The sequence below is a fragment of the Microbacterium sp. bgisy203 genome, assembly GCF_057706945.1.
The window spans coordinates 62,747-84,806 of sequence record NZ_JBYIPF010000005.1; the positions used below are offsets into that span (position 1 = coordinate 62,747).

Here is a 22,060-nt window from a genome sequence, read left to right on the forward strand (position 1 = left end):
ACGCAGCCGCCGTGTATCGAGCTCCGGAGAGCTCCGCCGAGATCAGGCCGAGCGCTGCGCCCGACGGGCGGCCAGCTCGTCGACCGGGTCGGGCACCTGCGGGTCGAAATCGACGAGCGTCGATTCCACCTCGTGCAGCACCTTGCCCACGGCGATGCCGAAGACACCCTGCCCGCGGCTGACGAGGTCGATGACTTCGTCGTTCGAGGTGCAGAGGTAGACCGAGGCGCCGTCGCTCATGAGGGTGGTGCCGGCGAGATCACGGATGCCGGAGGCACGCAGCTGCTCGACGGCGGTACGGATCTGCTGCAGGGAGATCCCGGTGTCGAGGAGGCGCTTGACGAGCTTCAGCACGAGGATGTCGCGGAACCCGTAGAGTCGCTGCGATCCCGAGCCGCTCGCCCCACGGACGGTCGGCTCGACGAGCTCGGTGCGCGCCCAGTAATCGAGCTGGCGATAGGTGATGCCGGCGGCGCGGGCCGCGACGGCGCCGCGGTAGCCGACCTCGTCGTCCATCTGCGGCAGCCCGTCGGTGAAGAGGAGCTCGGTGGCGAACGTCGGCTCGGCGGGTCCCGCTGCGGATCCAGCTGCAGACCCACCCACGGGCGCATCATGCGCGGTCATCGTCGCCTCCAGCCGAACTCTGTTGTGCTTCCACGGTAGATGAGGGTGACCCCACCGGCAACGACATCCGCTCTCGCGCCCTCGGCGTGTCGCGCGCGGACCCCGCGCCCGGTCACGGGACGAGACGGTCGAGCGCCGCCGTCACGAAGCTCGCGCGCACCTCGTCGAGTCGGCGCAGGAGCTCGGGTGCGAGCTCGCTGGCGCGGGCCCGTGACCCGCCGTCGGTGCGACGCAGGAGCGGCGCGAGCGCACTTCCGACGAGCGCGACCTCGCGCTCCGCCGCCTGCCGCATACCGCGCACGTGCCGCGGCTGGATGCCGTGGGAATCGAGCGCGACGAGGGCGCGGAGCACCGTGAGCGCGCGTTCGTCATAGGCGTCGGATGCCGGGACGATGCCGGCGCTCACCGCGTCGTCGAGGAGGGCGGGCGCTGCCCCGGCGGCGGCGAGGAGCTCGTCGCGGCGGTACCGGCGCGGCGCCTCGAGGATCGACGGCGGAAGGGTGACCTCGGCCTCGCCGTCGTGCGCGTCGAGGTACTCGCGGATGCGGGCGAGCTTGAAGTCGTGGTCGCGCTGCAGCGTCAGCGCGGTGCGCACCCGTGCGACGTCGGCGGGCGTGAACTTGCGGTAGCCGGCTTCGGTGCGCAGCGGCGTCACGAGCCCCTGGTCCTCGAAGTAGCGCAGCTTGCTGGCGGTGAGGTCGGGGAACTCGGGGGTCAGCCGCGCGAGGACCTGACCGATGCTCAACGGCCCCGTGGCCGAGGCCCGGCCGCGGGGTGCTGCTGCGGGGCTCACGCGCCCGTGCCCCGGTCTGCCGGCGAGACGAAGAAGTTGAGGCGGAACTTGCCGATGCGCACCTCGGCGCCGTCGTTGAGGACGGCGCGGTCGACGCGCTCCCCGTTCACGTACGTGCCGTTGAGCGAGCGCTGGTCGACGATCTCGAAGAATCCGCCCGTGCGGGTGACCTCGGCGTGACGGCGGGAGACCGTGACGTCGTCGAAGAAGATGTCGGCTTCGGGATGACGGCCGACCGTGGTGACGTCGGTGTCGAGCAGGTAGCGCGCGCCGGCCGTCGGTCCGGAGCGAACGAGCAGCAGCGCGGACCGCGCGGGCAGTGCGCCGATCGCCTCGATCTCGGCCTCGGTCAGGTCGCTGCCGAACGGGATGAACGACAGATCGGAGTCGTGTCCGAACGTCTGCGTCGAATCGACGGCGCGACCGCCGTCCGCGTCGCGTCGGATGTCGTCTGCGCCGGCATCCGCGGCGCCGTCACGATCGTTCTCGTTCACGCTGGCCTCCCTCCTGTTCACCCTAACGGATGCCTCCGAGCTGGAAACCCCCGCGGCGCGATCGCGAGGGCTCGGCCCGCAATGTTGCACCGTGTGCCCGCAATGTTGCACCGTGTGACAGGCGCCGCGCGGCGCCGTGACCTCCCGCCATAGCCTGGCCTTCCGACCAACGAAGGAGTCCCACCGTGTCCACGCCGCAGAACCGCCTCACGCCCATCTCGGTGCGTCAGGGCGCGCTCTGCATGTGCGTGCACGGCGGCGCCTGCTCATCGTTCGCGCCCGGCCACGCGGTGCACCTCATCCAGGCGCGCCTGGCCTCGGCGACGCCGACCGAATGGGTCGACGCGATCGTGACGACGACGGATGCCGCGGAGGGCAGCATCCTGGTGCATACGCTCGACGGGCGCGCGCAGGCGCTGTGGAACGGCGCCGGGGCCGCCGCGGCGGTCGAGATCGGCACGCCGGTCGCGTTCCACCCGCGCTATCACGCGCTGTCGGTCGGCGGCACGCTCTTCAACGCGCTCGCCCTCTGACCGGACGTTTCGACTCGGCGCTGCGCGCCTCGCTCAACGACCGGGGACGAGTCCGCGGCGGTGTGTATCGAGATCAGGCGGTGACCATCGCGGAGCGCGTGGCGGAGCAGGCATCCATGCACGCCTTGCACGCCTCGGCGCACATCTTGCAGACCGGGCTCTCGTCGGCGTGCATCATGCACTCGTCCATGCACATCTGACACATGGCGATGCACGCGTCGAGCATGGCCATCATGACGGCGGGGGTCATGCCCTGCATGCGCAGCATCGAGCGCATCATCGTGTTGCACATGTCCGCGCAGTTCATACAGGCCGGCGCGCAGTCCATCAGCTGCATCGAACAGACGGTGCACGCCTGCTCGCACGCGGCGCACGCGTCGAGGCACGCCTGCATCACCTGCATGTCCATCGCGGGCATGCCGTCCATCGACGCCATCTTCTCGGACATCGCGTTCATCATCATCGCGTCCATCGGGTCCCAGCTCTCTGTCGGAGACGGGCCACGGGACCTGCGGCTGGAGTGCGCGCGTCGCAGGCCGCCCGCCTGCGGCCACGGTACCGCGCCGCGCCGCTCCGCGACAGGCTCACGTAGGCTCGAGAGGGTGATGTCACAAGGAATTCACACGCCCCGTCCCCTCGCCCGTCTCGGCGCCGCCGCCACCGCTCTCCTGGCCGCGCTGGCCCTCGTCCTCCTCGCCTCCCCGGCCTATGCGCACGACGAGCTGATCGGCTCCGACCCCGCCTCCGGCGCACAGGTCGATGCCCTTCCCGCGGAGATCACCCTCACCTTCAGCGGCGTGCTGCTCGACGAACCCGGTGCGGCGGAGGTCGTCGTGACGGATGCCGCGGGTACCGACCTCACGGCATCCGACCCTGTCCTCGACGGCACGCGTCTGACCCAGCCGCTGCAGGGCGACGCGTCGGGCGAGGTCACCGTCATCTGGCGCGTCGTCTCCAGCGACGGGCATCCGGTCTCCGACCAGTTCACCTTCACCGTCGGCGACGGCTCGGCGGTCGCACCCACCGGCACCGCTCCCTCGCCGACCGAGACCGCGCCGGCGAGCGACGACGAGGGCGTGTCACCTGCCGTCTGGATCGGCGTCGGCGTCGCGATCTTCGCCTCGCTGATCGGCGTGTTCGCGGTCACCTCGTCCGCGAACCGGCGTCGCCGCGAGGACTAGGCTGGAGGCATGCCTCATTACAACGTCGTCGTCCTCGGCGCGGGCCCCGGCGGGTATGTCGCGGCCGTCCGTGCCGCTCAGCTCGGCCAGTCGGTCGCCGTCATCGAAGAGAAGTACTGGGGCGGTGTCTGCCTCAACGTCGGCTGCATCCCCTCCAAGTCGCTCCTGAAGAACGCCGAGGTCGCGCACACCCTGAACCACAAGGCCGACTTCTTCGGCATCTCGGGTGAGTGGTCGCTCGATTACGGCGCCGCGTTCGACCGCTCGCGGGTCGTCGCCGACGGGCGCGTCAAGGGCATCCACTACCTGATGAAGAAGAACAAGATCACCGAGTACGACGGGCGCGGCTCGTTCACGGGCCCGAAGGCCATCACGGTGACCAAGGCCGACGGCACCGCCGAGGAGCTCACGTTCGACAACGTGATCATCGCGACCGGCTCGACGGTGCGCCTCCTCCCCGGCGTCTCGCTCAGCGAGAACGTCGTGACGTACGAAGAGCAGATCCTCTCCCGCGAGCTCCCCGGATCGATCGTCATCGTCGGCGCGGGCGCGATCGGCATGGAGTTCGCCTACGTCCTCACCAACTACGGCGTGAAGGTCACGATCATCGAGTTCCTCGACCGCGCCCTCCCCAACGAGGACGCCGACGTGTCGAAGGAGATCGCGAAGCAGTACCGGAACCTCGGCGTCGACATCCTCGTCTCCACGAAGGTCGAGTCGGTCGTCGACTCGGGCGACAAGGTCACGGTCACCTACACCGACAACAAGAGCGGCGCCCAGTCGTCGATCGAGGCCGACAAGGTGCTGATGTCGATCGGCTTCGCTCCGCAGGTCGAGGGCTTCGGGCTGGAGAACACCGGTGTGAAGCTCACCGATCGCGGCGCGATCGAGATCGACGACTTCATGCGCACGAACGTCGAGGGCATCTACGCGATCGGCGATGTCACCGCGAAGCTGCAGCTCGCCCATGTCGCCGAGGCGCAGGGCGTCGTCGCTGCGGAGACCATCGGCGGCGCCGAGACCATGGCGCTCGGCGACTACCGCATGATGCCGCGCGCGACCTTCTGCTCGCCGCAGGTGGCCTCGTTCGGCTACACCGAGGCGCAGTACAAGGAGACCGGCCGCGAGTACAAGGTCGCGACCTTCCCGTTCATGGCGAACGGCAAGGCGCACGGCCTCGGCGAGCCGGTCGGCTTCGTGAAGCTCATCGCAGATGCCGAGCACCTCGAACTCGTCGGCGGTCACCTCATCGGCCCCGACGTCGCCGAGCTCCTTCCCGAGCTCACCCTCGCGCAGAAGTGGGACCTCACCGCGCTCGAACTGGCGCGCAACGTCCACACGCACCCCACGCTGTCGGAGGCGCTGCAGGAGGCCTTCCACGGCCTTGCCGGTCACATGATCAATTTGTAATCTGGCAACCACGACTGACGCCGCCCCATCGAAGCCGGGGGCGGCGTCAGTGGTTTCCGGGGGCAGCGCGTCTCGTCCGCGAGACCGCGCAAATGTCACGAATAACGCACGGGAAGCGTGCATTCGCGCGGTCTCGCGGAGGGATGGGGCACGTCAGGCGCCGAGGGCGCGGCCGAGTTTCGACGCGGATGCCGCGGGTCGGCCGCCCGCGGCGGCGACCAGCGCGTCGGCGGCGGCGAAGAGCGCCGCGCGGCCCCGGGCGTCGGCGGGGGCGGCGGGGCCGAGTTCGAGCTCCCATTCGCGCCAGGTGCTCGAGGCGCCTCGGCGCACGTCGGTGGCCGTGACGTGGTCGTCGACGAACTCCGCGACGAGCGCGCCCGCGGCATCCTGCAGCGCATACGCGACCCGGGCGTTCCGGATGCGGGCGATCACGGCGAAGGGCGGCTCCGCGACGCCGGCGAGTGCCGCGACGACCTCGGCCGGGACGAGGGGATCGGCCTCCGGATCGGCCGCCTCGTCGAGGGGCCAGTGCGTCTCGAGCTTCCCCTCGCGGGTCGCCTGCTTGATGTGCCAGCCCTCATCGGGGCCGCCCGTACGGCGACGAAGGGCGGTCGCGGCGCGCGCGAGCGCGGCATCGGCCGTGTCGAGATAGCGGGCGTCGAGCGCGCGCTCCTCGGGGGCTCCGACGCGCGCGACGCCGGGGAGCGCCGCCCAGTCGGGCAGTGCCGCCTCGGCATCCACGTCGTACTTGCGCTCGATCTCGAGGGACCGCGCGCCCGCTTCGTGCTCGGCGCCCACGCGATCAGTCGTTGCGGATGGCGTCGGGGTCGATGTCGTCTTCGGCTTCGAAGAAGTAGAAGTCGCTCGAGGTGGGACCGTCGCCCTCACCCGTGTTGTCGAGGCCGCCGCGGCGCATGTAGACGACCTGCGTTTCGCTGTAGGGCATGACGAGCGAGTCCTCGGTCTCGTCGTCGAGGGGCAGGACCTGGCCGTCGAGCGGGCCGCCGTGCAGTCGTGCGATCGCCATGTGAACCTCCTGGGTTGGGATGCCTCCAGCGTAGTCCCGGGGGCGCGATGTGCGTTCGAGGGCGCCGATCTGCGGGTCGCGTGGCGGCGCACCCGCGTTTCGGCGCCCTCGAGCGGGCGGGCCTCAGTGGGTCGGGAACCCGAGGCTGATCTGGCTCTCGCTCGGGTCGGGCCAGCGGGTCGTGACGACCTTGCGGCGCGTGTAGAACTGGAACGCCTCGGGACCGTACATGTGCGTGTCGCCGAAGAGCGAGTCCTTCCACCCGCCGAAGGAGAACGCGCCCACGGGGACGGGGATCGGGACGTTGACCCCGACCATGCCGACCTCGATGTCGAACTCGAACTGCCGCGCGGTCTTGCCGTCGCGCGTGAAGATCGCGGTGCCGTTCGCGTACCGGTTGCCGTTGATCAAGGCGACCGCCTCGTCGTACGTGTCGACGCGGACGACCGAGAGCACCGGCCCGAAGATCTCCTCGTCGTAAACGCGCATGCCGGGACGCACGCCGTCGACGAGCGAGGGGCCGATGAAGAAGCCGTCGCCGGGGATGTCGAGCTCGCGCCCGTCGACGACCACTTCGGCGCCCTCCCCGGCGGCACCCGCGACGAATCCGGTGACCCGCTCGAGCGCGTCGCGGGTGATGAGCGGGCCCATCTCGATGCCGGGCTCGGTGCCGTCACCGACGGTGACCTGCGGCATCCGCTCGGCGACCTTCGCGACGAGTGCGTCGGCGACATCGCCCACCGCGACGACGACCGAGACGGCCATGCAGCGCTCTCCGGCCGAGCCGTAGCCGGCGGAGATCGCGGCGTCGGCAGCAGCGTCGAGGTCGGCGTCGGGCATGACGATCATGTGGTTCTTCGCGCCGCCGAGCGCCTGCACGCGCTTGCCCTGTTCGGCGGCCCGCGTGTAGATGTACTTCGCGATCGGCGTCGAACCGACGAACGAGACCGCGCCGATGATCGGGTCGTCGAGGATCGCGTCGACCGCCTCCTTGTCGCCGTGGACGACATTGAGGATGCCGGCGGGAAGGCCCGCCTCAGCGAACGCGTCGGCAAGCCACACGGCGGCCGAGGGGTCGCGCTCGCTGGGCTTGAGGATCACCGCGTTGCCCGCGGCGATCGCGGTCGTGACCATCCACAGCGGCACCATCGCGGGGAAGTTGAACGGCGTGATGCACGCGACGACGCCGATCGGCTGCCGCACCTGGTGCACGTCGACGCCGGCGGCGACCTGCTCGGAGTACTCGCCCTTGAGGTGGTGCATGAGGCTCGTGCAGAACTCGACGTTCTCGAGACCGCGCGCGACCTCGCCGAGCGCGTCGGGGACGGTCTTGCCGTGCTCGGCGGTGATGATGCGGGCGAGTTCCTCGGCACGCGAGGAGATGATCTCGCGCAGGCGGAACATCACCTGCTGCCGCTTGCCGAGACCCGTCTCGCGCCACGCGCGCTGCGCGGCCTGGGCCGTCCGCGCCGCCTCGTGGACGAAGTCGGCCGAGGCGAGGGCGACCTCGCCGGTCTGCACGCCGGTCGCGGGGTTGAAGACGAGGCCGGTGCGCCCGTCGGCGGCGACGCGGACGCCGCCGACGACGTGCGGGATGGCGGTCAGCGGGCCGGTCGCCGCGGCGGCCTGGTCGATGGTGGGAGTGCTCATGGTGGGTGTCCTCCGGTTCGTTCAGACGTGGGCGGGCTGGGCGGAGGCCGCGGCGGATGCCGGGGCTGCCGATGCGTCCTGGGCGGGATCGTAGCCGCGCAGGGTGCCGTCGGGTGAGGCGAGCTTCGCGACGAGGGTGCAGTCCTTGCCGCCGAGTCCCTCGGCGATGAGCTCGTCGAGCTGGGCGAGGGCGAGGGACGCCGCGGGCAGGTGCACCCCGGTCGTCTCCCCCGCCCGTACGGCGAGGCCGCAGTCCTTGCGCGCGAGGTCGACCGAGAACGTCGCGTCGAAGTTGTTGTTCGCGGCCGACTTCTCGAGCACTCCCGGCACGGGGTACCAGGTGCGGAGCGGCCAGGAGTCGCCCGACGAGACGCGCGCGACGTCCCAGAAGACCTTCGCGTCGAGGCCGAGCTGCTCGGCGAGCTGCGAGCCCTCCGACATCGCCATGACGCCGATGAAGAGCATCATGTTGTTGACGAGCTTCGCCGCGATGCCGGCCCCGGCCTCACCGCAGGCGATGACGTTGCCGGCCATCGGGGCGACGATCTCGCGGGCGCGCTCGACGTCGCCCGGCTCGCCGCCGAGCATGAAGGTGAGGGTTGCGGCCTCGGCCCCGGCGGTGCCTCCGGAGATCGGCGCGTCGACGAACGTGAGTCCGCGTGCGGCCGCCTCGCGGTGGCACCAGCGCGAGGTCTCGACGTCGACCGTGGAGGTGTCCATGAGGAGGGTCTGCGGCTCGGCGTGCGCGAAGATGCCGTCCTCGCCGCCGTAGACGGCGCGGACGTGCTCGGGCTTCGGCAGCGACGTGAGGCAGGCGTCGGCGCCCGCGAGCGCCGCGGCGACCGAGTCGACGATCTCGATGCCGCGCGCGCGGGCGGCGTCGGCGGCCACGGGATTGATCTCGACACCGCGGACCGTGTGCCCCGCGTCTACGAGATGTGCGGCCATGGGCGTACCCATGCGTCCGAGTCCGATGAAGGCGATGGTGGCCATGGTGGTGCTCCCTGCGTCGATGGAGGTGCGGTGGATGTCGTGAGGAACGCTCCTCGTCGAGCGTGTCCCTTCGGCCACTGTAGACACGGCATCCGCTGCGGATCAATGCACACCGCCACGGCGTTCTTGCACGATGAATGTGCGCTGGTGCACACTGTTCGGGTGCAGACCGCCACCGTCGAACCCCCGCTCGACGCCCTCATGACCTTTCTCGCTGTCGCGCGCCTCGGCCGCTACACGGCGGCCGCCGACGTGCTCGGCGTGAACCACTCGACGGTGTCGCGGCGGATCGCCGCGCTCGAGAGCGCGATGGGCGGGCGGGTGCTCGTCCGCACCACCGGCGGGTGGGAGGTCACCGATCTCGGGCGTCGCGCCGTCGCGATCGCCGAGCGCATCGAGGGGTCGCTGCGCGAACTCGTCGACGGCGACGACGGAGACCCCGTGCACGGGATGGTGCGCATCTCTGCGCCGGATGCCTTCACCGCCGTCTTCCTCGCGCCCGCGATGACGCGCCTGCGCCGCGCGCATCCGGGGCTCGCGGTGGAACTGCTCTCGGCGACGCAGCGCGTGCGGCAGAACCGCTCGGGCGTCGACCTCGAGATCGTCGTCGGGCGCCCGCAGGTGCTCCGCGCCTACGCGACGCCGGTGTCGTCGTACGCCCTGCGGCTCTACGCGACGCCTGACTACCTCACCGAGAACGGGACACCGGCGACGGTCGCGGACCTGGCCGGCCACCCGCTCGTCTACTACGTCGAATCGTCGCTGCAGGTCGACGAACTCGACCGGGCGCTGCAGGAGCTCCCCGCCTCTCCCCCGTCGGTCCGCTCGACGAGCGTCTTCGCGCACGTCGAGGCGACGGCGGCGGGCGCGGGCATCGGCATCCTTCCCGACTTCCTCGGCGACGCCGACCCGCGTCTCGTGCGAGTGCTCGACGGAGCATGGGCGCATCCGCTCGCGTACTGGGCGGTCGCCCGCGACGAGGGGCCGCGCAATCCCGCGGTCGCGGCGACCCTCGAGGCCCTCGGCGAGGCCCTCGGCGAGGACCTCGCGTCCACTCGACGACCGGCGGGAGGTGCCGCGTGAAGCCGTTCCTCCTCCTCGCGACGCGGGCCGAGGACGTGCCCGCCGACGAGGAGTACGCCCTCTTCCGCCGCTACGCGGGGCTCGCCGAGCACCAGCTCGTCCGGCACCGGCTCGAGGCCGAGCCGCTCGGCGACATCGACCTCGACGACTGGTCGGGCATCTTCGTCGGCGGCGGACCGTTCAACGCGTCGGACCCGCCCGAGAAGAAGTCGGCGGTGCAGCACCGCGTCGAGGCCGAGATCTCCGCGCTGCTGGATGCCGTCATCGCGCGCGACTTCCCGTTCTTCGGCGCCTGCTACGGCATCGGCACGGTCGGCACCCACGAGGGCGCCGTGATCGACGGGACCTACCGCGAGCCCATCAGCGTCATCGAGGTCACGCGCACGGCGGTGGGCGCGGATGATCCGCTGCTGGCGGGGCTCCCGGATGCCTTCACCGCCTTCGTCGGGCACAAGGAGGCGATCTCGGTGCTGCCGCCGTCGGCGACGCTCCTCGCGACCGGGGCGGCCTGCCCGGTGCAGATGTTCCGGGTCGGGCAGAACGTCTACGCCACCCAGTTCCACCCCGAGCTCGACGTCGAAGGGATCTCCACCCGCATCCGCGCGTACGCGGACCACGGGTACTTCGCCGCGCACGAGCTCGACCTCACGCTCGCGGCCGTCCGCCGGGCGCCGGTGACGCACACGGGCCGGCTCCTCCGCACCTTCGTCGAGCGCTACGCCCGCGACTGACCCGGCGCGTCAGAGGAGCGGGCGGGTGTGCCAGATGCGGTCGATGTAGTCGCGCATCGAGCGGTCGGACGAGAAGAACCCGGTGCGGGCGACGTTGAGGATCGCCGCATGCGTCCAGGCATCCTGATCCGCATACGCCGTATCGACCTTCGCCTGCTCGGCGATGTAGGACGAGTAATCGGCGAGCACCATGAACCGGTCGTCGTAGAGCAGGTTCGACACGATCGGCTCGAACACGCTCTTGTCGCCGCCCGAGAACGCACCCGACGCGATGAGGTCCATCGCGCGCCGCAGGTTCTCGTCGCCCTGGTAGAACTCCGTCGGCTTGTACCCCTTCGCCCACAGCGCCTCGACCTCGGGCTCGCTCATGCCGAAGAGGAAGAAGTTCTCGTCGCCGACGAGTTCGCGGATCTCGACGTTCGCGCCGTCGTCGGTGCCGATCGTGAGCGCACCGTTCAGGGCGAACTTCATGTTGCCGGTGCCGGATGCCTCCTTGCCGGCGAGCGAGATCTGCTCCGACAGGTCGGCGGCGGGGATGAGGCTCTCGGCGAGGGTCACGTTGTAGTTCGGCGGGAAGAGGACCTTCAGGCGCCCCTCGACGCGCGGGTCCTCGTTGACGACCGTGCCGACGGCGTTGATGAGGTGGATGATCCGCTTCGCCATGACGTAGCCGGGAGCCGCCTTCGCGCCGAAGATGAACGTGCGCGGCGTGACGTCGGAGGCGGCGACGCGCCCCGAGATGATCTGTTCGTAGAGCGTCACGATGTGCAGGAGCTTCAGCATCTGGCGCTTGTACTCGTGGAGGCGCTTGACCATCACGTCGAGCATGTGTCCGTCGCTGATCTCGAATCCGTCGCGCACGCGCAGCACCTCGCCGAGGTGACGCTTGTTGGCGGCCTTGACGTCGGTGAAGGCCTTCCGGAACACGGGGTCCTCGGCGTACGACTCGAGCTCGCGCAGGCGCTCAAGGTCGGTGAGCCAGCCGGTGCCGATCGCCTCGGTAATGAGCTCCGAGAGCCCGGGGTTCGCGAGGCGCATGAAGCGGCGCGGGGTGACGCCGTTCGTGACGTTCGTGAACTTGCCGGGGTAGAACTCGTTGAAATCGGGCAGCACCTTCTCGCGCAGCAGCTGGGAGTGCAGCTCCGCGACGCCGTTGACCTTCGAGCCCGCGACCGTTGCGAGGTACGCCATGCGCACGCTCCGCTCGGGGAACTCGCTGATGATCGACATATTGCGGATCTTGATCTCGTCGTCGCCGTAGCGCTCGCGCACCTCGGCGAGGAACTCCTCGTTAATGCGGTAGATGATCTCGAGGTGCCGGGGCAGCAGACGCCCGACGAGGTCGACCGACCACACCTCGAGCGCTTCGGGAAGGAGGGTGTGGCACGTGTACGCGAAGCACTTCTGGGTGATCGCCCACGCGGCATCCCACTCGAGCTTCTTCTCATCCACGAGCACGCGCATGAGCTCCGGGACGCCGATCACGGGGTGCGTGTCGTTCAGCTGGAAGATGACGCGGTCGGGCAGGTTCTCGAGGTCGAAGCCCGGCGCGAGCATGTGGTCGAGGAAATCACCGATGGATGCCGCGACGAAGAAGTACTGCTGCTGCAGGCGCAGCTCTTTGCCCTGCGGCGTCGAGTCTTCGGGGTAGAGCACCTTCGAGATCGTCTCGGCCTGGGTCTGTGCGCTGACGGCGTCTTGGAAGTCGCCCGAGTTGAAGACCCGCAGGTCGAACGAGTTGGTCGCCTTCGCGCCCCACAGCCGCAGCGTGTTGACGCGCCCGTTGAGGTAGCCGGGGACCATGTAGTTGTAGGGCACGGCCTGCACGTTCCACGCCGGCACCCAGCGGGTGCGGGTTGTGCCCTCGTCGTCGTAGGTCTCGGTGTGGCCGCCGAACGAGATGGTGCGGGCGAACTCGGGGTGGGGGAACTCCCACGGCGAGCCGAGCGTCAGCCACGCATCGGGCTGCTCGACCTGCTGGCCGTCTTCGAAGGTCTGGCGGAAGATGCCGTACTCGTACCGGATGCCGTAGCCGATGTTGGGCACCGACATGGTCGCGAGAGAGTCGATGAAGCACGCCGCGAGGCGGCCGAGACCGCCGTTGCCGAGGCCCGGTTCGACCTCCTGCGCGCGCAGATCGTCGATGTCGATTCCGCACGAGGCCATCGCCTCGGTGGCGATCTCGGTGAGCCCCGACGCGAGCAGGTCGTTGTCGAGCTGACGTCCGAGGAGGTACTCGGCGGAGAGGTAGCAGACGCCCTTGGCCTGGGTCTCACGCTGGCGGCGGAGGTCTTCGAGCCAGCGCGCGACGAGGTAGTCGCGCACGGTGAGGGCGAAGGCGAAGTAACGGTCGTTGTCGCTGGAGGCCGACAGCGGCACGCCGCGCTCGTAGTTGAGGTTCCGCAGGAACTGGCGGACGAAGCCGTCGACCGTTGAGGCGGGGCCGGTGACCGGCGCGAGCGCGAGGGGGTGCGTCGCGACCGCGCTGTTGTTCGAAGTGCTGTGCTGCGGAGTGGGCTCGGGTGTGCTCTCGGATGCTGTCACGTAGTCAAAATACACACTGCGACGCTCGGGTGTGACCGTTCCCAGCCAGGAGAATCGGAGAATTTACACGGTCGTTCGCGCGCGCGACGCGATCAGCGCGGGCGACCCGATCAGGCGGACGCGTCCTCCTTCTCCTTCTCGTCCGCGTTTTTCTCCGCTTCCTTCTCCACCGCTGCCGCGCGCTCTGCGGCGAGGGCGTCGCGCGCACGGTTCAGGTCGGCGGATGCCGAGGCCACCGCGTTCTCCGCCTGCTGCACGCGACGCTCGGTGAAGGTGCTCGCTCCGTACCGCTCCCGGACCCGGTCTCGGCCCTCGAGGACGAGTGTGTAGATGTACGACGAGGCGATGAGGATGACCTGGGCGGAGAGGTTGATCCACAGAAGAAGGGCGATGAGGCTCGCGAAGGTCGCGAGCAGCGGGTTCGAGGTCGCTCCCCCGACGAACAGGCCCGAGAGCTGCTGCAGCACCGTGAGGCCGACCGCGCCGAGGAGCGATCCGGTCCAGAGCGCCTTCGCCGAGGGCTTGATGCCCGAGAGCACACGGAAGAGGACCGCGATCGCGACGGCATCCAGCGCGAAGGTGACGAAGATCGCGAGGAGGCGGCTCCCCCACCGGATCGAGGCGTCGGTCTCGGGCACGCCGAACCAGCCGGCGACCAGGCCGAGCCCGGCCGTGCCGAGGATCGTGGCGGCCGCGGACAGCACCAGCGCGCCGCCGGCACCGATCGCGAGGGCGAGGTTTCGGAGCATCACCCAGTAGAACGGGACGTCGTCCACCGTCTCGTCGCACATGAGCCGGATCGAGGTGCGCAGCGACCCGATCGCGCCGATCACAGCGCCGACGAGACCGATGATCGCGATGATGCCCGCGATGGAGAGGCCCGCCGGCGCGTCGATGCTGTCGAGTTTGATCAGACCGTTCTCGCCGACGAGACCGGGGACGGCGCGATTGACGGCATCGATGAGCGCCTGCCACGCCTCAGGGTTGCCGGCGAGCCACAAGGCCGCGATCGAGAAGCCGAGAAGCACCGCGGCGAAGATGCTGAACAGCGCCCGGTACGTCACGCTGTCGGCCAGCATCGCGCCGCGCCGCTCGCTGTAGCGCAGGAACGCACGGACAGGGGTGAGCGACAGAGCCTTGGCGGTGATGCGCGCGATGTCCATGCCGCTCAGGATATTGCGCGGTGTCCCACGACGAGAGGGTCTTGACAGGGCGGGGTCGCTACGACCTCGGCATCAGCACCCAGGTCGTGCCGGTGAGCGTGAGCGCCGCCTGGTCGCCGCCGGAGTATTGACTCGACTCGATCGTGACGATGCGCGAAGACTGCTGCAGCGCGGCGACGAAGGCCTCGAGCTGCGGACGATCACCCTGCGCGGTGAGGGTGAGCGGAACGTCGACCAACGCGCCGCTCGACGGGCCGGAGATCTCTACAGCGGCGGGGGCGACGTAGAGGGATGCCGGCGCGAACCGGAGGTCCTTGACCGTGACACCCGCGGAGGTCGCCGCGGCGTCGATCTGGTTGATGAGTTCCTGCTGCGCTCGACTCGCCGGGATCTCCTGCTGCTTGGCAGCGAGATCCGCCGAGAACTCCCCCAGACGTTCGTTGTCCGCCGCCAGTGCGTCGTTCTTGGCCTGTTGCACGTCGTTGAGCTGCGTGAGCGACGCCGTCTGCTCGTTCGCCGCGTCGATGCGGTCGAGCTGGGGCTGGACGCCCACGAGCCACCCGCCGAGGACGATCGCGACGCCGAAGACTCCGATGACGATGAGGGTCAAACGGTGCTTGTCCATGGTCTCACTCCCCCGCGGACGTCGCGTCCGCGTCATCGGTCGTCTCGGAGCTCGCCGCATCGGGCGTCGTGGTCGCCGCGAGCCCGAGAGCTTCGTGCAGCTGCGCGATCTGCTCGGCGTCGAGCGCGGTGACCCGCTGTGTTCCCCCGAGCGCGCCCGAACCGAGTTGAACGACCCCGGTGATCAGGTAGCCCGACTCGTTCGAGGCGACCGCGTCGACGGTGGCGCTCACGTATCCCGTCAACCGGCTCAGCGCGTTCAGGAGAGGCGTGGGCGAATCGAAGCGGGCGGCGTTCGCCGTGAACGAGATCTCGATGACACCGGGCGCGTCGAGCCCCGTGGATTCGATCGAGGGCCCAGCATCCGAGACCCCCTTGACGGTGATGGACTCGGTCGCGAGAGTCACGTCCTCCGGCAGGACGGAGTCGAGCTCGGTCATCAGTCGTGACCAGTCCGCCTCGGAGTACAAGGCGACCAGCTCCGCACCCTTGTAGGCGCCGAGCTGAGACTTCACCGAAGATACTTCGCTGTATTGCTTCTGCTCGTTGATGAGGACCTGCGCGCGAGTGCGTTCGGCGGTCAGAGCGTTCTCCGCGCTCATCGCCATCATCGCCACGGCGAGGCCGGCGACGACCACGAGCACGAGGAGCGCCAGCACCCCCGCGATGAGCTTGCGCTCTGTCGCCGCGTGCCGACGACGCGTCTCGACGATCGGGGGGACGAGGTCGACGCGAGCGACCGAGCGGACTGCTGTGCTGACGTGTTCGACATCGCCCTCCAGCGGGCTTGTCGTCTCGGGGCGTTGGCGCTGGCGGCGCTCGACGGTCTCGGTGGTCACTTGCGGCCTCCCTTCGCCGCCTTAGCGGCCTTCTTCGGGGCGCGGGCCGACGCCTTCACGGCCGCGCGTTCCGCCTTCTGCTCGCTCTTGGTCCCCGCCTTCGCGCCGATGGTGAGGCCGAGCGGTGCGGCGATTTCGAGCGCCCATTGGTCGATGCCGCTCTCACGCAGCTTCGGGTTGACGGTGAACGGCCCGAAGGGGTTGCCGTACGTCGTGGGCACCTCGAGCGCGCGAGAAAGGACGAGGGTGAGGCCGCCCAGTCGGCTTCCTCCACCCGTGAGCACCACGCTCGACACCGGAGCGTGAGGGTGCGCATTCGCCCAGAACGTGAACGTGTTGCGAATACTGTCGATGAGGCCGGCGACGTTCTCGCGGAGCACTGTCTCGGCATCCACATCGCGCGGCGTCGCCGCGCCGCCCTGCAGCCCCCGCGCGATCTTGTCCTTCTCCGCCTCTGCGAACCCGACCCCGAGCGCACGCTCGATGCTGCGCGTGATGTCGTCACCGCCGCTCGCGACGATGCGGACGAACTGAGGGGCTCCGCCGGTGGAGATCACGACCGTCGTGCTGGAGGCGCCGATGTTGATGATCGCCTGCGTGCCGCGCTGCGACCCCGGCAGGAGGCGGAGGAGCGAGAAGCCGGAGAAGTCGATCGCGTCGATCGAACGACCGGACCGTTCGATCGCGTTGACCGTCGACTCCAGGCTGCTGCGCACCGTCGCCACCAACAGACCCTCCTGCTGGATCCCCGATGCGCTCTCCACGTTGCGCAGCGGCAGGAAGTCGAGGATCGCGTCATCGAGATCGATCGGCACCTGCCCCTCAACCGCGAAGCGCAGACTCGTCTTGCGACGCGGTCCGCTGAGCACGGGCAGGCTCACCTCGCGCACCACGACCTTGCGGTTGCTGATCCCGAAGACGACCTTCTTCGTCGTGAACCCGCCCACCTTCCAGAGCTGTCGGATCGCCGTGATCGCACGCCGCTGGTCGACGATCTCGCCGTCGAAGATGGTGCCTTCAGGCACCTCGACCGCGGCGAAGCGGCTGATCGTCGGTCGGGTCGAATACGGTGCATCGACTTGGACGCCGCGAATCCCGCTGCGGCTGAGATCCAGCGCGACTACTCCTGCCATATGTGCCTCCCGGCCGTGGGGTGTATGTGGTGGTGCGCGAGCATCAGATGATCCCCGTCGCGGTGAGGTAGGCGTCGGCGATCGCCTCACCCGCGAAGACGCCGATCCAGGCACCCGCGATCATGAAGGGTCCGAAGGGGATTCGGGACTTGCGTGTTGCGCGCCCGCCGATCATGAGCACCACGCCGACCAGTCCGCCGAGCAGGAAGGCGCTGAAGCCGCCGACGATCAGCGCCGCCCAGCCCAGCCAGCCGAGCAGCATCCCGAGGACGCCGGCGAGCTTGACGTCGCCGAACCCCATGCCGCCGGGATAGGCGATCGCGAGGATCCAGTACAGCGCGAAGAGCACCGCCGCGCCGATCGTCGCCGTGAGCAGCCGGATGTAGTCGCCGGTGAGGATGGACGCCAGAGCGAGCAGCGCGGCGGTCACGAGATAGCTCGGCAGGACGATGGCGTTGGGAAGCCGGTGGTGGTCGAGGTCGATCAGGGTCAGTGCGATGCCGACGGCTGCCCAGTACAGCAGAGCGGGCAACAGGCCGGCGGGGTATAGGCCCCCGTATGCTCCTGCCACCACGAGCCCGAAGGCGACGCCCGCGCCCGCCTCGACGAGCGGATAACGCGCGGAGATCCGCGTGCCGCACGCACGGCACTTCCCACGGAGGACGAGCCAGGAAACGATCGGGACGTTGTCATACCACGCGATCTCGTGACCGCACTCGGGGCATGCCGAACCGGGGCGGACGACGCTGAGCCCCTGTGGCACCCGCCAGATGACGACGTTGAGGAACGAGCCGATCAGCGCCCCGAACAGGAACGCGAGCGGGATGCCGATGGCGGCAGGCACAAGAGGATCGGTCACGGAGCGGCTCCGCTCGCATCGAACGCGGCAGCACTCTCGACCCACGTCGTGACGCCGTAGGTCGTCGTCACAGGGTTGAGGAACTTCGGCGGCGCCTTGAACTTGAACCTCTCGTCGTACGTGTACGCCTTGATGTAGCCGTTGTTGATCACGCCACCAGAGCTCGTGCCGACGGGGCCGCGGTACTTCTGCGCGATGGCTCCCAGCACCGTGAGGTTGCCGCGCTTGCCGCCGACGCTGTAGTTCTGCACCTGGAACGTGTGCGCGACCGACAGGATCGCCGCGTGGATCGTGCGGTCTTTGCCGAGGATGGGCTTGTTCGAGCTGTTGACCGGATTGTAGACCCAGACCGCGTTGTTGCCGACAAGTCCGAGGATGTCTTCCTTGCTGTCGACGTAGGTGACGTCCCCGACGACGAAGACGTAGTTCTCGGCCGCGATCGTGGACGCGCCCTGGAACGACCCGCTGACGAAGGCGTCTCCGGAACGGCATCCGTAGGGCGTCGGGTCGGCCGCCACTTCGCCCGTGATCGGATAGCCCCCCGCTCCGAAGGTCCACCCGCGGCGCCCTTTGTCCTTCGCGGTACTCGTGCAGGTGAAGCCTGACGGCGTGGCGCCGGGCGCCCAGTAGTTCTTGTCACCAGTGACCGCGGGCACGTTCTGCACGTACATGACGTTGTTCTCGGGTACTGGGATCGTCGCGCCACCGACAGCACCGAGCTCGGCCACCTTGCCGCACTCATCCGGCGCGGACCCCTCGGTCGCGGCAGCGTTGGCGATGCGTGTCACCTTCGTGAAGGGGGACTTGATATTGACCGTGCCGTTGGAGAAGAAAGTGAACTGTGTTGGACCGGTGTAGAGGCACCCGGGTCGAGGCACGTCGCTCTCGGTCAGGTCGGAGCGTGTCTCCTTTTTGAGCTCGGAGTTCGTCGCCGGCATGCCGATGACGCCGTCGCTGCGAGTCGGGTAGCCGGAAAGCGTGAACTTCGCTGCGGCACATCCCCCAGTGTTCACGGTGATGGGAGTCTTTGTGTTCGCCGTCGTCACCGTGCCCTCGAATCGGGTGCCGCAGGTGCGGATCGTGTCGTTGGAGTGCACGGGACCCGTGATCACGTCACCCGAGGCGAACGTGATCTCGTTGCAGTCGCTGGCGGTGCGCGTCTCCCACGCGTACTTCAGGACCGTGCGTGTGTCGGGGTCCTTGTAGCACCCCTTGTCGGGCTTGCCGACGATGTCGGGATCTTGCACCTCGTAGTCGGTGAAGTAGAGGAAGTCGATGAAACCCTGTTGCTTCAGGTCAGCGGTGACGGTGCGGGTCACGTCGCCGACCTTGCCCGTCGATCGCACGCGAATGCGTCCGGTCGTCGCATACTTCGCGTTGTCCACCTCGTAGCGGAACTGGGCGCGGCCGTCGCTGCCGTTCACGGTTCCCCACGTTCCGCCCGCACCGATCCCGAACGCCGGATTCGCGTTCGACCCGCTCGGCGTGGTCAGTACGCTCCCGCTCTCTTTCGAGAACGGAGCCGCGGAATTGCCGAACCGGTAGTAGCTGGTGTCGGCGGAGAGGTGCGACTGATACTCGTCGACGCCGGCATAGGCGGCAGCGAGGGCGGCGTTCCAGTCGGCATCCTCCGATGCCTGCCGTGCCCCGTTGACGGAGACCGCGACGAGGATCGCCATGAGCATCGACAGCAGCGCACCGACGGCCATCACCATCACGAGCGCCGCACCGCGGTCGTCCGCGAAGCGATGCGCACCTTCTTCTCTGAGGCGTGACATCACTTGACCTCCACTCTGGCGACGCCGAGGTTCGGCAGTCCGACCACGTTCTGAATGGCCACCGGGGCGGTCCGTCCGCTGCCGTTCGCCTGGACCTGCATGCTGATCTGGACGCTCGCGATGTTCCGTCGCTGATCTTCGGTGAGGCTCGCGCCCGCGGCGGGCGTCAGAGCGTTGCCGTCTTTGTCGAAGTAGCGAAACAGGGGGCGTGAGGAGTCAGGGGCAAGGAGGGAGCGCGCGATCGTACGCGACGATGACGCCGCCGACTGGAACTTCCAGTAGATCTTGCCGGACCGGTAGGCCGCCCACCGCGTCTCGACGAGTTCATTGGCGGCATTGCGGGTGAACGAGACGCGGACGGGCGCCGGGTCCACGGAGCTTTCGGCGTCGATGAACGCGGCCATGTCGATCTTCTCGGCGCCGGCGAAGGTGAAGACGGGCAGGTTCAGCGTCTTACCTGCCTCGGGCAGTTCGGTGCCCGCACGCACGATGCGGGTCACTTCGTTCATAGCGGTGGACGCCATGCGGGCGCTCTCGGTCGCCCCCTCCTGGTCGGAGAAGGCGCGCGACGTCGTGACGAACATCGTGGCGACGAGCGCGATGAGGATGCTGGACACTCCCATCGCCACGAGCAGCTCGATGAGCGTCAGCCCGCTGTCGCGGCGGTTCTGCGATCGCGCGATCATCCGGCCACCCTCGGGTCGAGGGTGACGCGGGCGCCGCTGACCTCGCCCCCGTTCAGCACGGTCACGCCCGATGTGAGGAGGGTGGACTTCGCCCCCGACGACGCGCCGCGGTAGATATTCCAGGTGCCGTAGGGCAGCGCGATCGTCGCGCCATTCGATACGACGATGTCGGCGAAGGTATAGGTGAGCAGGTCCGGCGTCTTCGTCCCAGACGTGGTGACCGCCGCGCAGCCGGGATCTCCCGGTCCACCGCCGACATAGACGGCGGTGAGATACTTGCCCGTCCCGGCGATGCTCGCGAGCTTCACCGTTCCCATCGCGACCGATGCCGAGACGGTGCCGGCGGGTGCGGCGGCCACAGGATCGGGCCGAACGCCGAACTTGGTCGCGTCGGCGACCCACCGACCGGGGTCGGGTGCAAGGCAGCTGGTCGCCGGGCTGTCGGGAGCCTCGACGTAGGTGCCCGCGACGATGCTGTAGCCCGACGCGACGGGAAAGCGGCTGACGGGGACCACGCCCGCGGGCTTCGACAGGGTGACCGGGAAGGCGCCGTAGGTGGAGAGAAACGTCGCCGAGAGGTTCGTGGGCAGCGAGGGCACGGGTGTCGTGCCGCCGGCGAACGTCAGGCGGAAGGTCGCCGCACGGTCGTAGGCGAAGCTCACGCGCGAGGAGCCGCCGGCGGTGACCGACACGCCCGCCTTCGGAGCGGTGAGCTGGGCCTGATTGATGAAGCCGCTCTTGTTGACGATCACGTCGTACTCGCCCTCGGGCACCTTCAGGAGGTAGGCGCAGCCGTCGCTGTCGGTCGTGACCGCATCAATGCCCGGGGACGGGTCGAGGGTCACCGTCGCGCCGCTGACGCCCTCGCCGTAGGCGTCGATGACGCCGACGAGCACGGTGCCCTTCGTCGGGTCGTTGATCTTCGCGCGCGGGGTATACGCGGTGTCGCTGTAGACAGGGCGACCGCTCATGTTGTCCCACGTGACTTCCACGGTCACCTTCTTGTACGAGAAGCTGCCCGACGCCGCGCCGGCCTCGCACGTGACGGTCGCGCCCGTGCTGGTGGCCCACGACCACGACGTGGCGATCTCGAACCGGTCACCGTTGAGCGTTGCGGTACGCGTCTCGTTCTTGACGTCGAACACGGTCTTCGCCGAGCGGATCAGGTCGATCTGCTGCGAGGCGAGGTTCGCGGCCACGATGCGCGCGCGGGTGTCGCGTGACATCGTCATCGCGGACGTCAGCACATAGAGGAAGCCCGTAGCGATGACCGCGAACACGATCATCGCGACGACGACCTCCACCAGGGTGAACCCTGCGTCCTCGTTTCGGGCCGAGAACCGTCGGTGCACGTGAGCCTCCCTCCGTGTCGCACCGTGGGTAGAGCGCTGTGCCTGCGCGGATTGCTCCGCGCAGGCACAGCGTTCGATCGCACCGATATCAGGGTTTCGTCGTCCACTTCTTCGCGCCATCAGCGCTCGTGTAGCTGTACTCGTTCTTCACGCCGTAGTCGACATTGGTGCCGGTCACCGTGTAACCGTCCTTGGTGATCGCAGAGACTGTGATCGTGTTTCCGTCGCTGGCGCTGAACTTCTGCGTTCCGACGGAACCCTGGACGGCCGCGGTGGCGCCGATCTTCCCAGTGGCAGGGGTAGACGTCAGGCTCGCGTAGGCGCCGTTGTTCGCCTGCGCGGCCTGCTCGACCGCGAGAATCGCGTTGTTGACATCCGACTCGACCGACGACTTCCAGGCGCCGGTGCGCATGTTGAGGAAGACGGGGATGGCGATGGCGGCGAGGATGCCGATGATGATGACGACGACGAGGAGCTCGATCAGGGTGAAGCCCTTTTCGCCGTTCTCCTTCTTGGCGAGCGTCTGCGCGACGATCTTGTTCATGAAGATTCCTTCGATTCCA

At 68.9% G+C, this 22,060-nt stretch carries 23 protein-coding genes; 5 read left to right on the top strand and 18 right to left on the bottom strand.

From position 1 onward, the window contains the following. Positions 1–42: 42 nt before the first annotated feature. The 3 genes from AC3ENQ_RS09445 to AC3ENQ_RS09455 form a co-directional block, all read right to left on the bottom strand. On the bottom strand, positions 43–624 hold the full coding sequence (locus tag AC3ENQ_RS09445) for a MerR family transcriptional regulator (RefSeq protein ID WP_431803969.1): 582 nt from the start codon (positions 622–624) through the stop codon (positions 43–45). Between the two features lie 112 nt (positions 625–736). Continuing rightward, positions 737–1,417, bottom strand: coding sequence for a transcriptional regulator FtsR (ftsR, locus tag AC3ENQ_RS09450; RefSeq protein ID WP_488185852.1), 681 nt, complete (start codon positions 1,415–1,417; stop codon positions 737–739). After that, complete coding sequence (locus AC3ENQ_RS09455; protein ID WP_431803972.1) at positions 1,414–1,911, bottom strand: FHA domain-containing protein; 498 nt, start codon at positions 1,909–1,911, stop codon at positions 1,414–1,416. Before AC3ENQ_RS09455 ends, ftsR begins: the two co-directional genes overlap by 4 nt. 185 nt (positions 1,912–2,096) lie before the next feature. Between AC3ENQ_RS09455 and AC3ENQ_RS09460 the strand changes: the two genes are divergently transcribed. Further along, positions 2,097–2,444, top strand: coding sequence for a hypothetical protein (locus AC3ENQ_RS09460; RefSeq protein ID WP_431803974.1), 348 nt, complete (start codon positions 2,097–2,099; stop codon positions 2,442–2,444). A 73-nt stretch (positions 2,445–2,517) separates the two neighbouring features. Here AC3ENQ_RS09460 and AC3ENQ_RS09465 read toward each other — a convergent pair whose 3' ends face one another. After that, positions 2,518–2,871, bottom strand: coding sequence for a four-helix bundle copper-binding protein (locus tag AC3ENQ_RS09465; RefSeq protein ID WP_431803976.1), 354 nt, complete (start codon positions 2,869–2,871; stop codon positions 2,518–2,520). A 178-nt stretch (positions 2,872–3,049) separates the two neighbouring features. Between AC3ENQ_RS09465 and AC3ENQ_RS09470 the strand changes: the two genes are divergently transcribed. Next, complete coding sequence (locus AC3ENQ_RS09470) at positions 3,050–3,625, top strand: copper resistance CopC family protein (protein ID WP_431803978.1); 576 nt, start codon at positions 3,050–3,052, stop codon at positions 3,623–3,625. Between the two features lie 9 nt (positions 3,626–3,634). After that, a complete protein-coding gene (lpdA, locus tag AC3ENQ_RS09475; protein ID WP_431803980.1) occupies positions 3,635–5,035 on the top strand; it encodes a dihydrolipoyl dehydrogenase in 1,401 nt (466 codons plus the stop codon). Positions 5,036–5,188: 153 nt separating this feature from the next. Here the strand turns inward: lpdA and AC3ENQ_RS09480 are convergent, their stop codons facing one another. The 4 genes from AC3ENQ_RS09480 to AC3ENQ_RS09495 form a co-directional block, all read right to left on the bottom strand. Continuing rightward, positions 5,189–5,833, bottom strand: coding sequence for a CYTH domain-containing protein (locus AC3ENQ_RS09480; protein ID WP_431803982.1), 645 nt, complete (start codon positions 5,831–5,833; stop codon positions 5,189–5,191). Between the two features lie 4 nt (positions 5,834–5,837). After that, entirely contained in the window at positions 5,838–6,062 is a 225-nt protein-coding gene (locus tag AC3ENQ_RS09485; RefSeq protein WP_431803984.1) for a response regulator, read from the bottom strand. Positions 6,063–6,185: 123 nt separating this feature from the next. Beyond that, a complete protein-coding gene (locus AC3ENQ_RS09490; protein ID WP_431803986.1) occupies positions 6,186–7,712 on the bottom strand; it encodes a CoA-acylating methylmalonate-semialdehyde dehydrogenase in 1,527 nt (508 codons plus the stop codon). 21 nt (positions 7,713–7,733) lie between these two features. Beyond that, positions 7,734–8,705, bottom strand: a complete 972-nt coding sequence (locus AC3ENQ_RS09495) for an NAD(P)-dependent oxidoreductase (protein WP_431803988.1) — start codon at positions 8,703–8,705, stop codon at positions 7,734–7,736. Between the two features lie 201 nt (positions 8,706–8,906). Here AC3ENQ_RS09495 and AC3ENQ_RS09500 point away from each other — a divergent pair, with 201 nt between their 5' ends. Continuing rightward, positions 8,907–9,788: a LysR family transcriptional regulator gene (locus AC3ENQ_RS09500; RefSeq protein ID WP_431804294.1), complete on the top strand. Its 882-nt coding sequence runs from the start codon at positions 8,907–8,909 to the stop codon at positions 9,786–9,788. After that, positions 9,785–10,519: a glutamine amidotransferase gene (locus AC3ENQ_RS09505; RefSeq protein ID WP_431803990.1), complete on the top strand. Its 735-nt coding sequence runs from the start codon at positions 9,785–9,787 to the stop codon at positions 10,517–10,519. Before AC3ENQ_RS09500 ends, AC3ENQ_RS09505 begins: the two co-directional genes overlap by 4 nt. A gap of 9 nt (positions 10,520–10,528) precedes the next feature. Here the strand turns inward: AC3ENQ_RS09505 and AC3ENQ_RS09510 are convergent, their stop codons facing one another. From AC3ENQ_RS09510 to AC3ENQ_RS09555, 10 genes are all read right to left on the bottom strand, one after another. Next, complete coding sequence (locus AC3ENQ_RS09510) at positions 10,529–13,063, bottom strand: glycogen/starch/alpha-glucan phosphorylase (protein ID WP_431803992.1); 2,535 nt, start codon at positions 13,061–13,063, stop codon at positions 10,529–10,531. A 110-nt stretch (positions 13,064–13,173) separates the two neighbouring features. Further along, positions 13,174–14,226 (bottom strand): YihY/virulence factor BrkB family protein, encoded by a 1,053-nt coding sequence (locus AC3ENQ_RS09515; protein ID WP_431803994.1) that lies wholly within the window; start codon positions 14,224–14,226, stop codon positions 13,174–13,176. 58 nt (positions 14,227–14,284) lie between these two features. After that, positions 14,285–14,851, bottom strand: coding sequence for a type 4a pilus biogenesis protein PilO (locus AC3ENQ_RS09520; protein ID WP_431803996.1), 567 nt, complete (start codon positions 14,849–14,851; stop codon positions 14,285–14,287). A 4-nt stretch (positions 14,852–14,855) separates the two neighbouring features. Then, positions 14,856–15,689 (bottom strand): hypothetical protein, encoded by an 834-nt coding sequence (locus AC3ENQ_RS09525; RefSeq protein WP_431803998.1) that lies wholly within the window; start codon positions 15,687–15,689, stop codon positions 14,856–14,858. After that, positions 15,686–16,822, bottom strand: coding sequence for a type IV pilus assembly protein PilM (pilM, locus tag AC3ENQ_RS09530; RefSeq protein WP_431804000.1), 1,137 nt, complete (start codon positions 16,820–16,822; stop codon positions 15,686–15,688). The genes AC3ENQ_RS09525 and pilM overlap by 4 nt, the downstream gene beginning before the upstream one ends. A gap of 43 nt (positions 16,823–16,865) precedes the next feature. Beyond that, complete coding sequence (locus AC3ENQ_RS09535) at positions 16,866–17,681, bottom strand: prepilin peptidase (protein ID WP_431804002.1); 816 nt, start codon at positions 17,679–17,681, stop codon at positions 16,866–16,868. Continuing rightward, on the bottom strand, positions 17,678–19,459 hold the full coding sequence (locus AC3ENQ_RS09540) for a hypothetical protein (RefSeq protein ID WP_431804004.1): 1,782 nt from the start codon (positions 19,457–19,459) through the stop codon (positions 17,678–17,680). The genes AC3ENQ_RS09535 and AC3ENQ_RS09540 overlap by 4 nt, the downstream gene beginning before the upstream one ends. Next, positions 19,459–20,145: a PilW family protein gene (locus AC3ENQ_RS09545; RefSeq protein ID WP_431804006.1), complete on the bottom strand. Its 687-nt coding sequence runs from the start codon at positions 20,143–20,145 to the stop codon at positions 19,459–19,461. Before AC3ENQ_RS09545 ends, AC3ENQ_RS09540 begins: the two co-directional genes overlap by 1 nt. After that, positions 20,142–21,497 (bottom strand): carboxypeptidase regulatory-like domain-containing protein, encoded by a 1,356-nt coding sequence (locus AC3ENQ_RS09550; protein WP_431804008.1) that lies wholly within the window; start codon positions 21,495–21,497, stop codon positions 20,142–20,144. Before AC3ENQ_RS09550 ends, AC3ENQ_RS09545 begins: the two co-directional genes overlap by 4 nt. A gap of 88 nt (positions 21,498–21,585) precedes the next feature. Beyond that, positions 21,586–22,041, bottom strand: coding sequence for a type II secretion system protein (locus tag AC3ENQ_RS09555; RefSeq protein WP_431804010.1), 456 nt, complete (start codon positions 22,039–22,041; stop codon positions 21,586–21,588). Between the last annotated feature and the right edge of the window lie 19 nt (positions 22,042–22,060).

Bases quoted from the DNA above. Each gene is read 5' to 3' on its own strand.
- lpdA (WP_431803980.1), top strand. From the start codon at position 3,635: ATGCCTCATTACAACGTCGTCGTCCTCGGCGCGGGCCCCGGCGGGTAT.
- AC3ENQ_RS09490 (WP_431803986.1), bottom strand. From the start codon at position 7,712: ATGAGCACTCCCACCATCGACCAGGCCGCCGCGGCGACCGGCCCGCTG.
- AC3ENQ_RS09520 (WP_431803996.1), bottom strand. From the start codon at position 14,851: ATGGACAAGCACCGTTTGACCCTCATCGTCATCGGAGTCTTCGGCGTC.
- AC3ENQ_RS09545 (WP_431804006.1), bottom strand. From the start codon at position 20,145: ATGATCGCGCGATCGCAGAACCGCCGCGACAGCGGGCTGACGCTCATC.
- AC3ENQ_RS09555 (WP_431804010.1), bottom strand. From the start codon at position 22,041: ATGAACAAGATCGTCGCGCAGACGCTCGCCAAGAAGGAGAACGGCGAA.
- AC3ENQ_RS09465 (WP_431803976.1), bottom strand. From the start codon at position 2,871: ATGGACGGCATGCCCGCGATGGACATGCAGGTGATGCAGGCGTGCCTC.
- AC3ENQ_RS09500 (WP_431804294.1), top strand. From the start codon at position 8,907: ATGACCTTTCTCGCTGTCGCGCGCCTCGGCCGCTACACGGCGGCCGCC.
- AC3ENQ_RS09495 (WP_431803988.1), bottom strand. From the start codon at position 8,705: ATGGCCACCATCGCCTTCATCGGACTCGGACGCATGGGTACGCCCATG.
- AC3ENQ_RS09445 (WP_431803969.1), bottom strand. From the start codon at position 624: ATGACCGCGCATGATGCGCCCGTGGGTGGGTCTGCAGCTGGATCCGCA.
- AC3ENQ_RS09540 (WP_431804004.1), bottom strand. From the start codon at position 19,459: ATGTCACGCCTCAGAGAAGAAGGTGCGCATCGCTTCGCGGACGACCGC.
- AC3ENQ_RS09515 (WP_431803994.1), bottom strand. From the start codon at position 14,226: ATGGACATCGCGCGCATCACCGCCAAGGCTCTGTCGCTCACCCCTGTC.
- pilM (WP_431804000.1), bottom strand. From the start codon at position 16,822: ATGGCAGGAGTAGTCGCGCTGGATCTCAGCCGCAGCGGGATTCGCGGC.
- AC3ENQ_RS09470 (WP_431803978.1), top strand. From the start codon at position 3,050: ATGTCACAAGGAATTCACACGCCCCGTCCCCTCGCCCGTCTCGGCGCC.
- AC3ENQ_RS09485 (WP_431803984.1), bottom strand. From the start codon at position 6,062: ATGGCGATCGCACGACTGCACGGCGGCCCGCTCGACGGCCAGGTCCTG.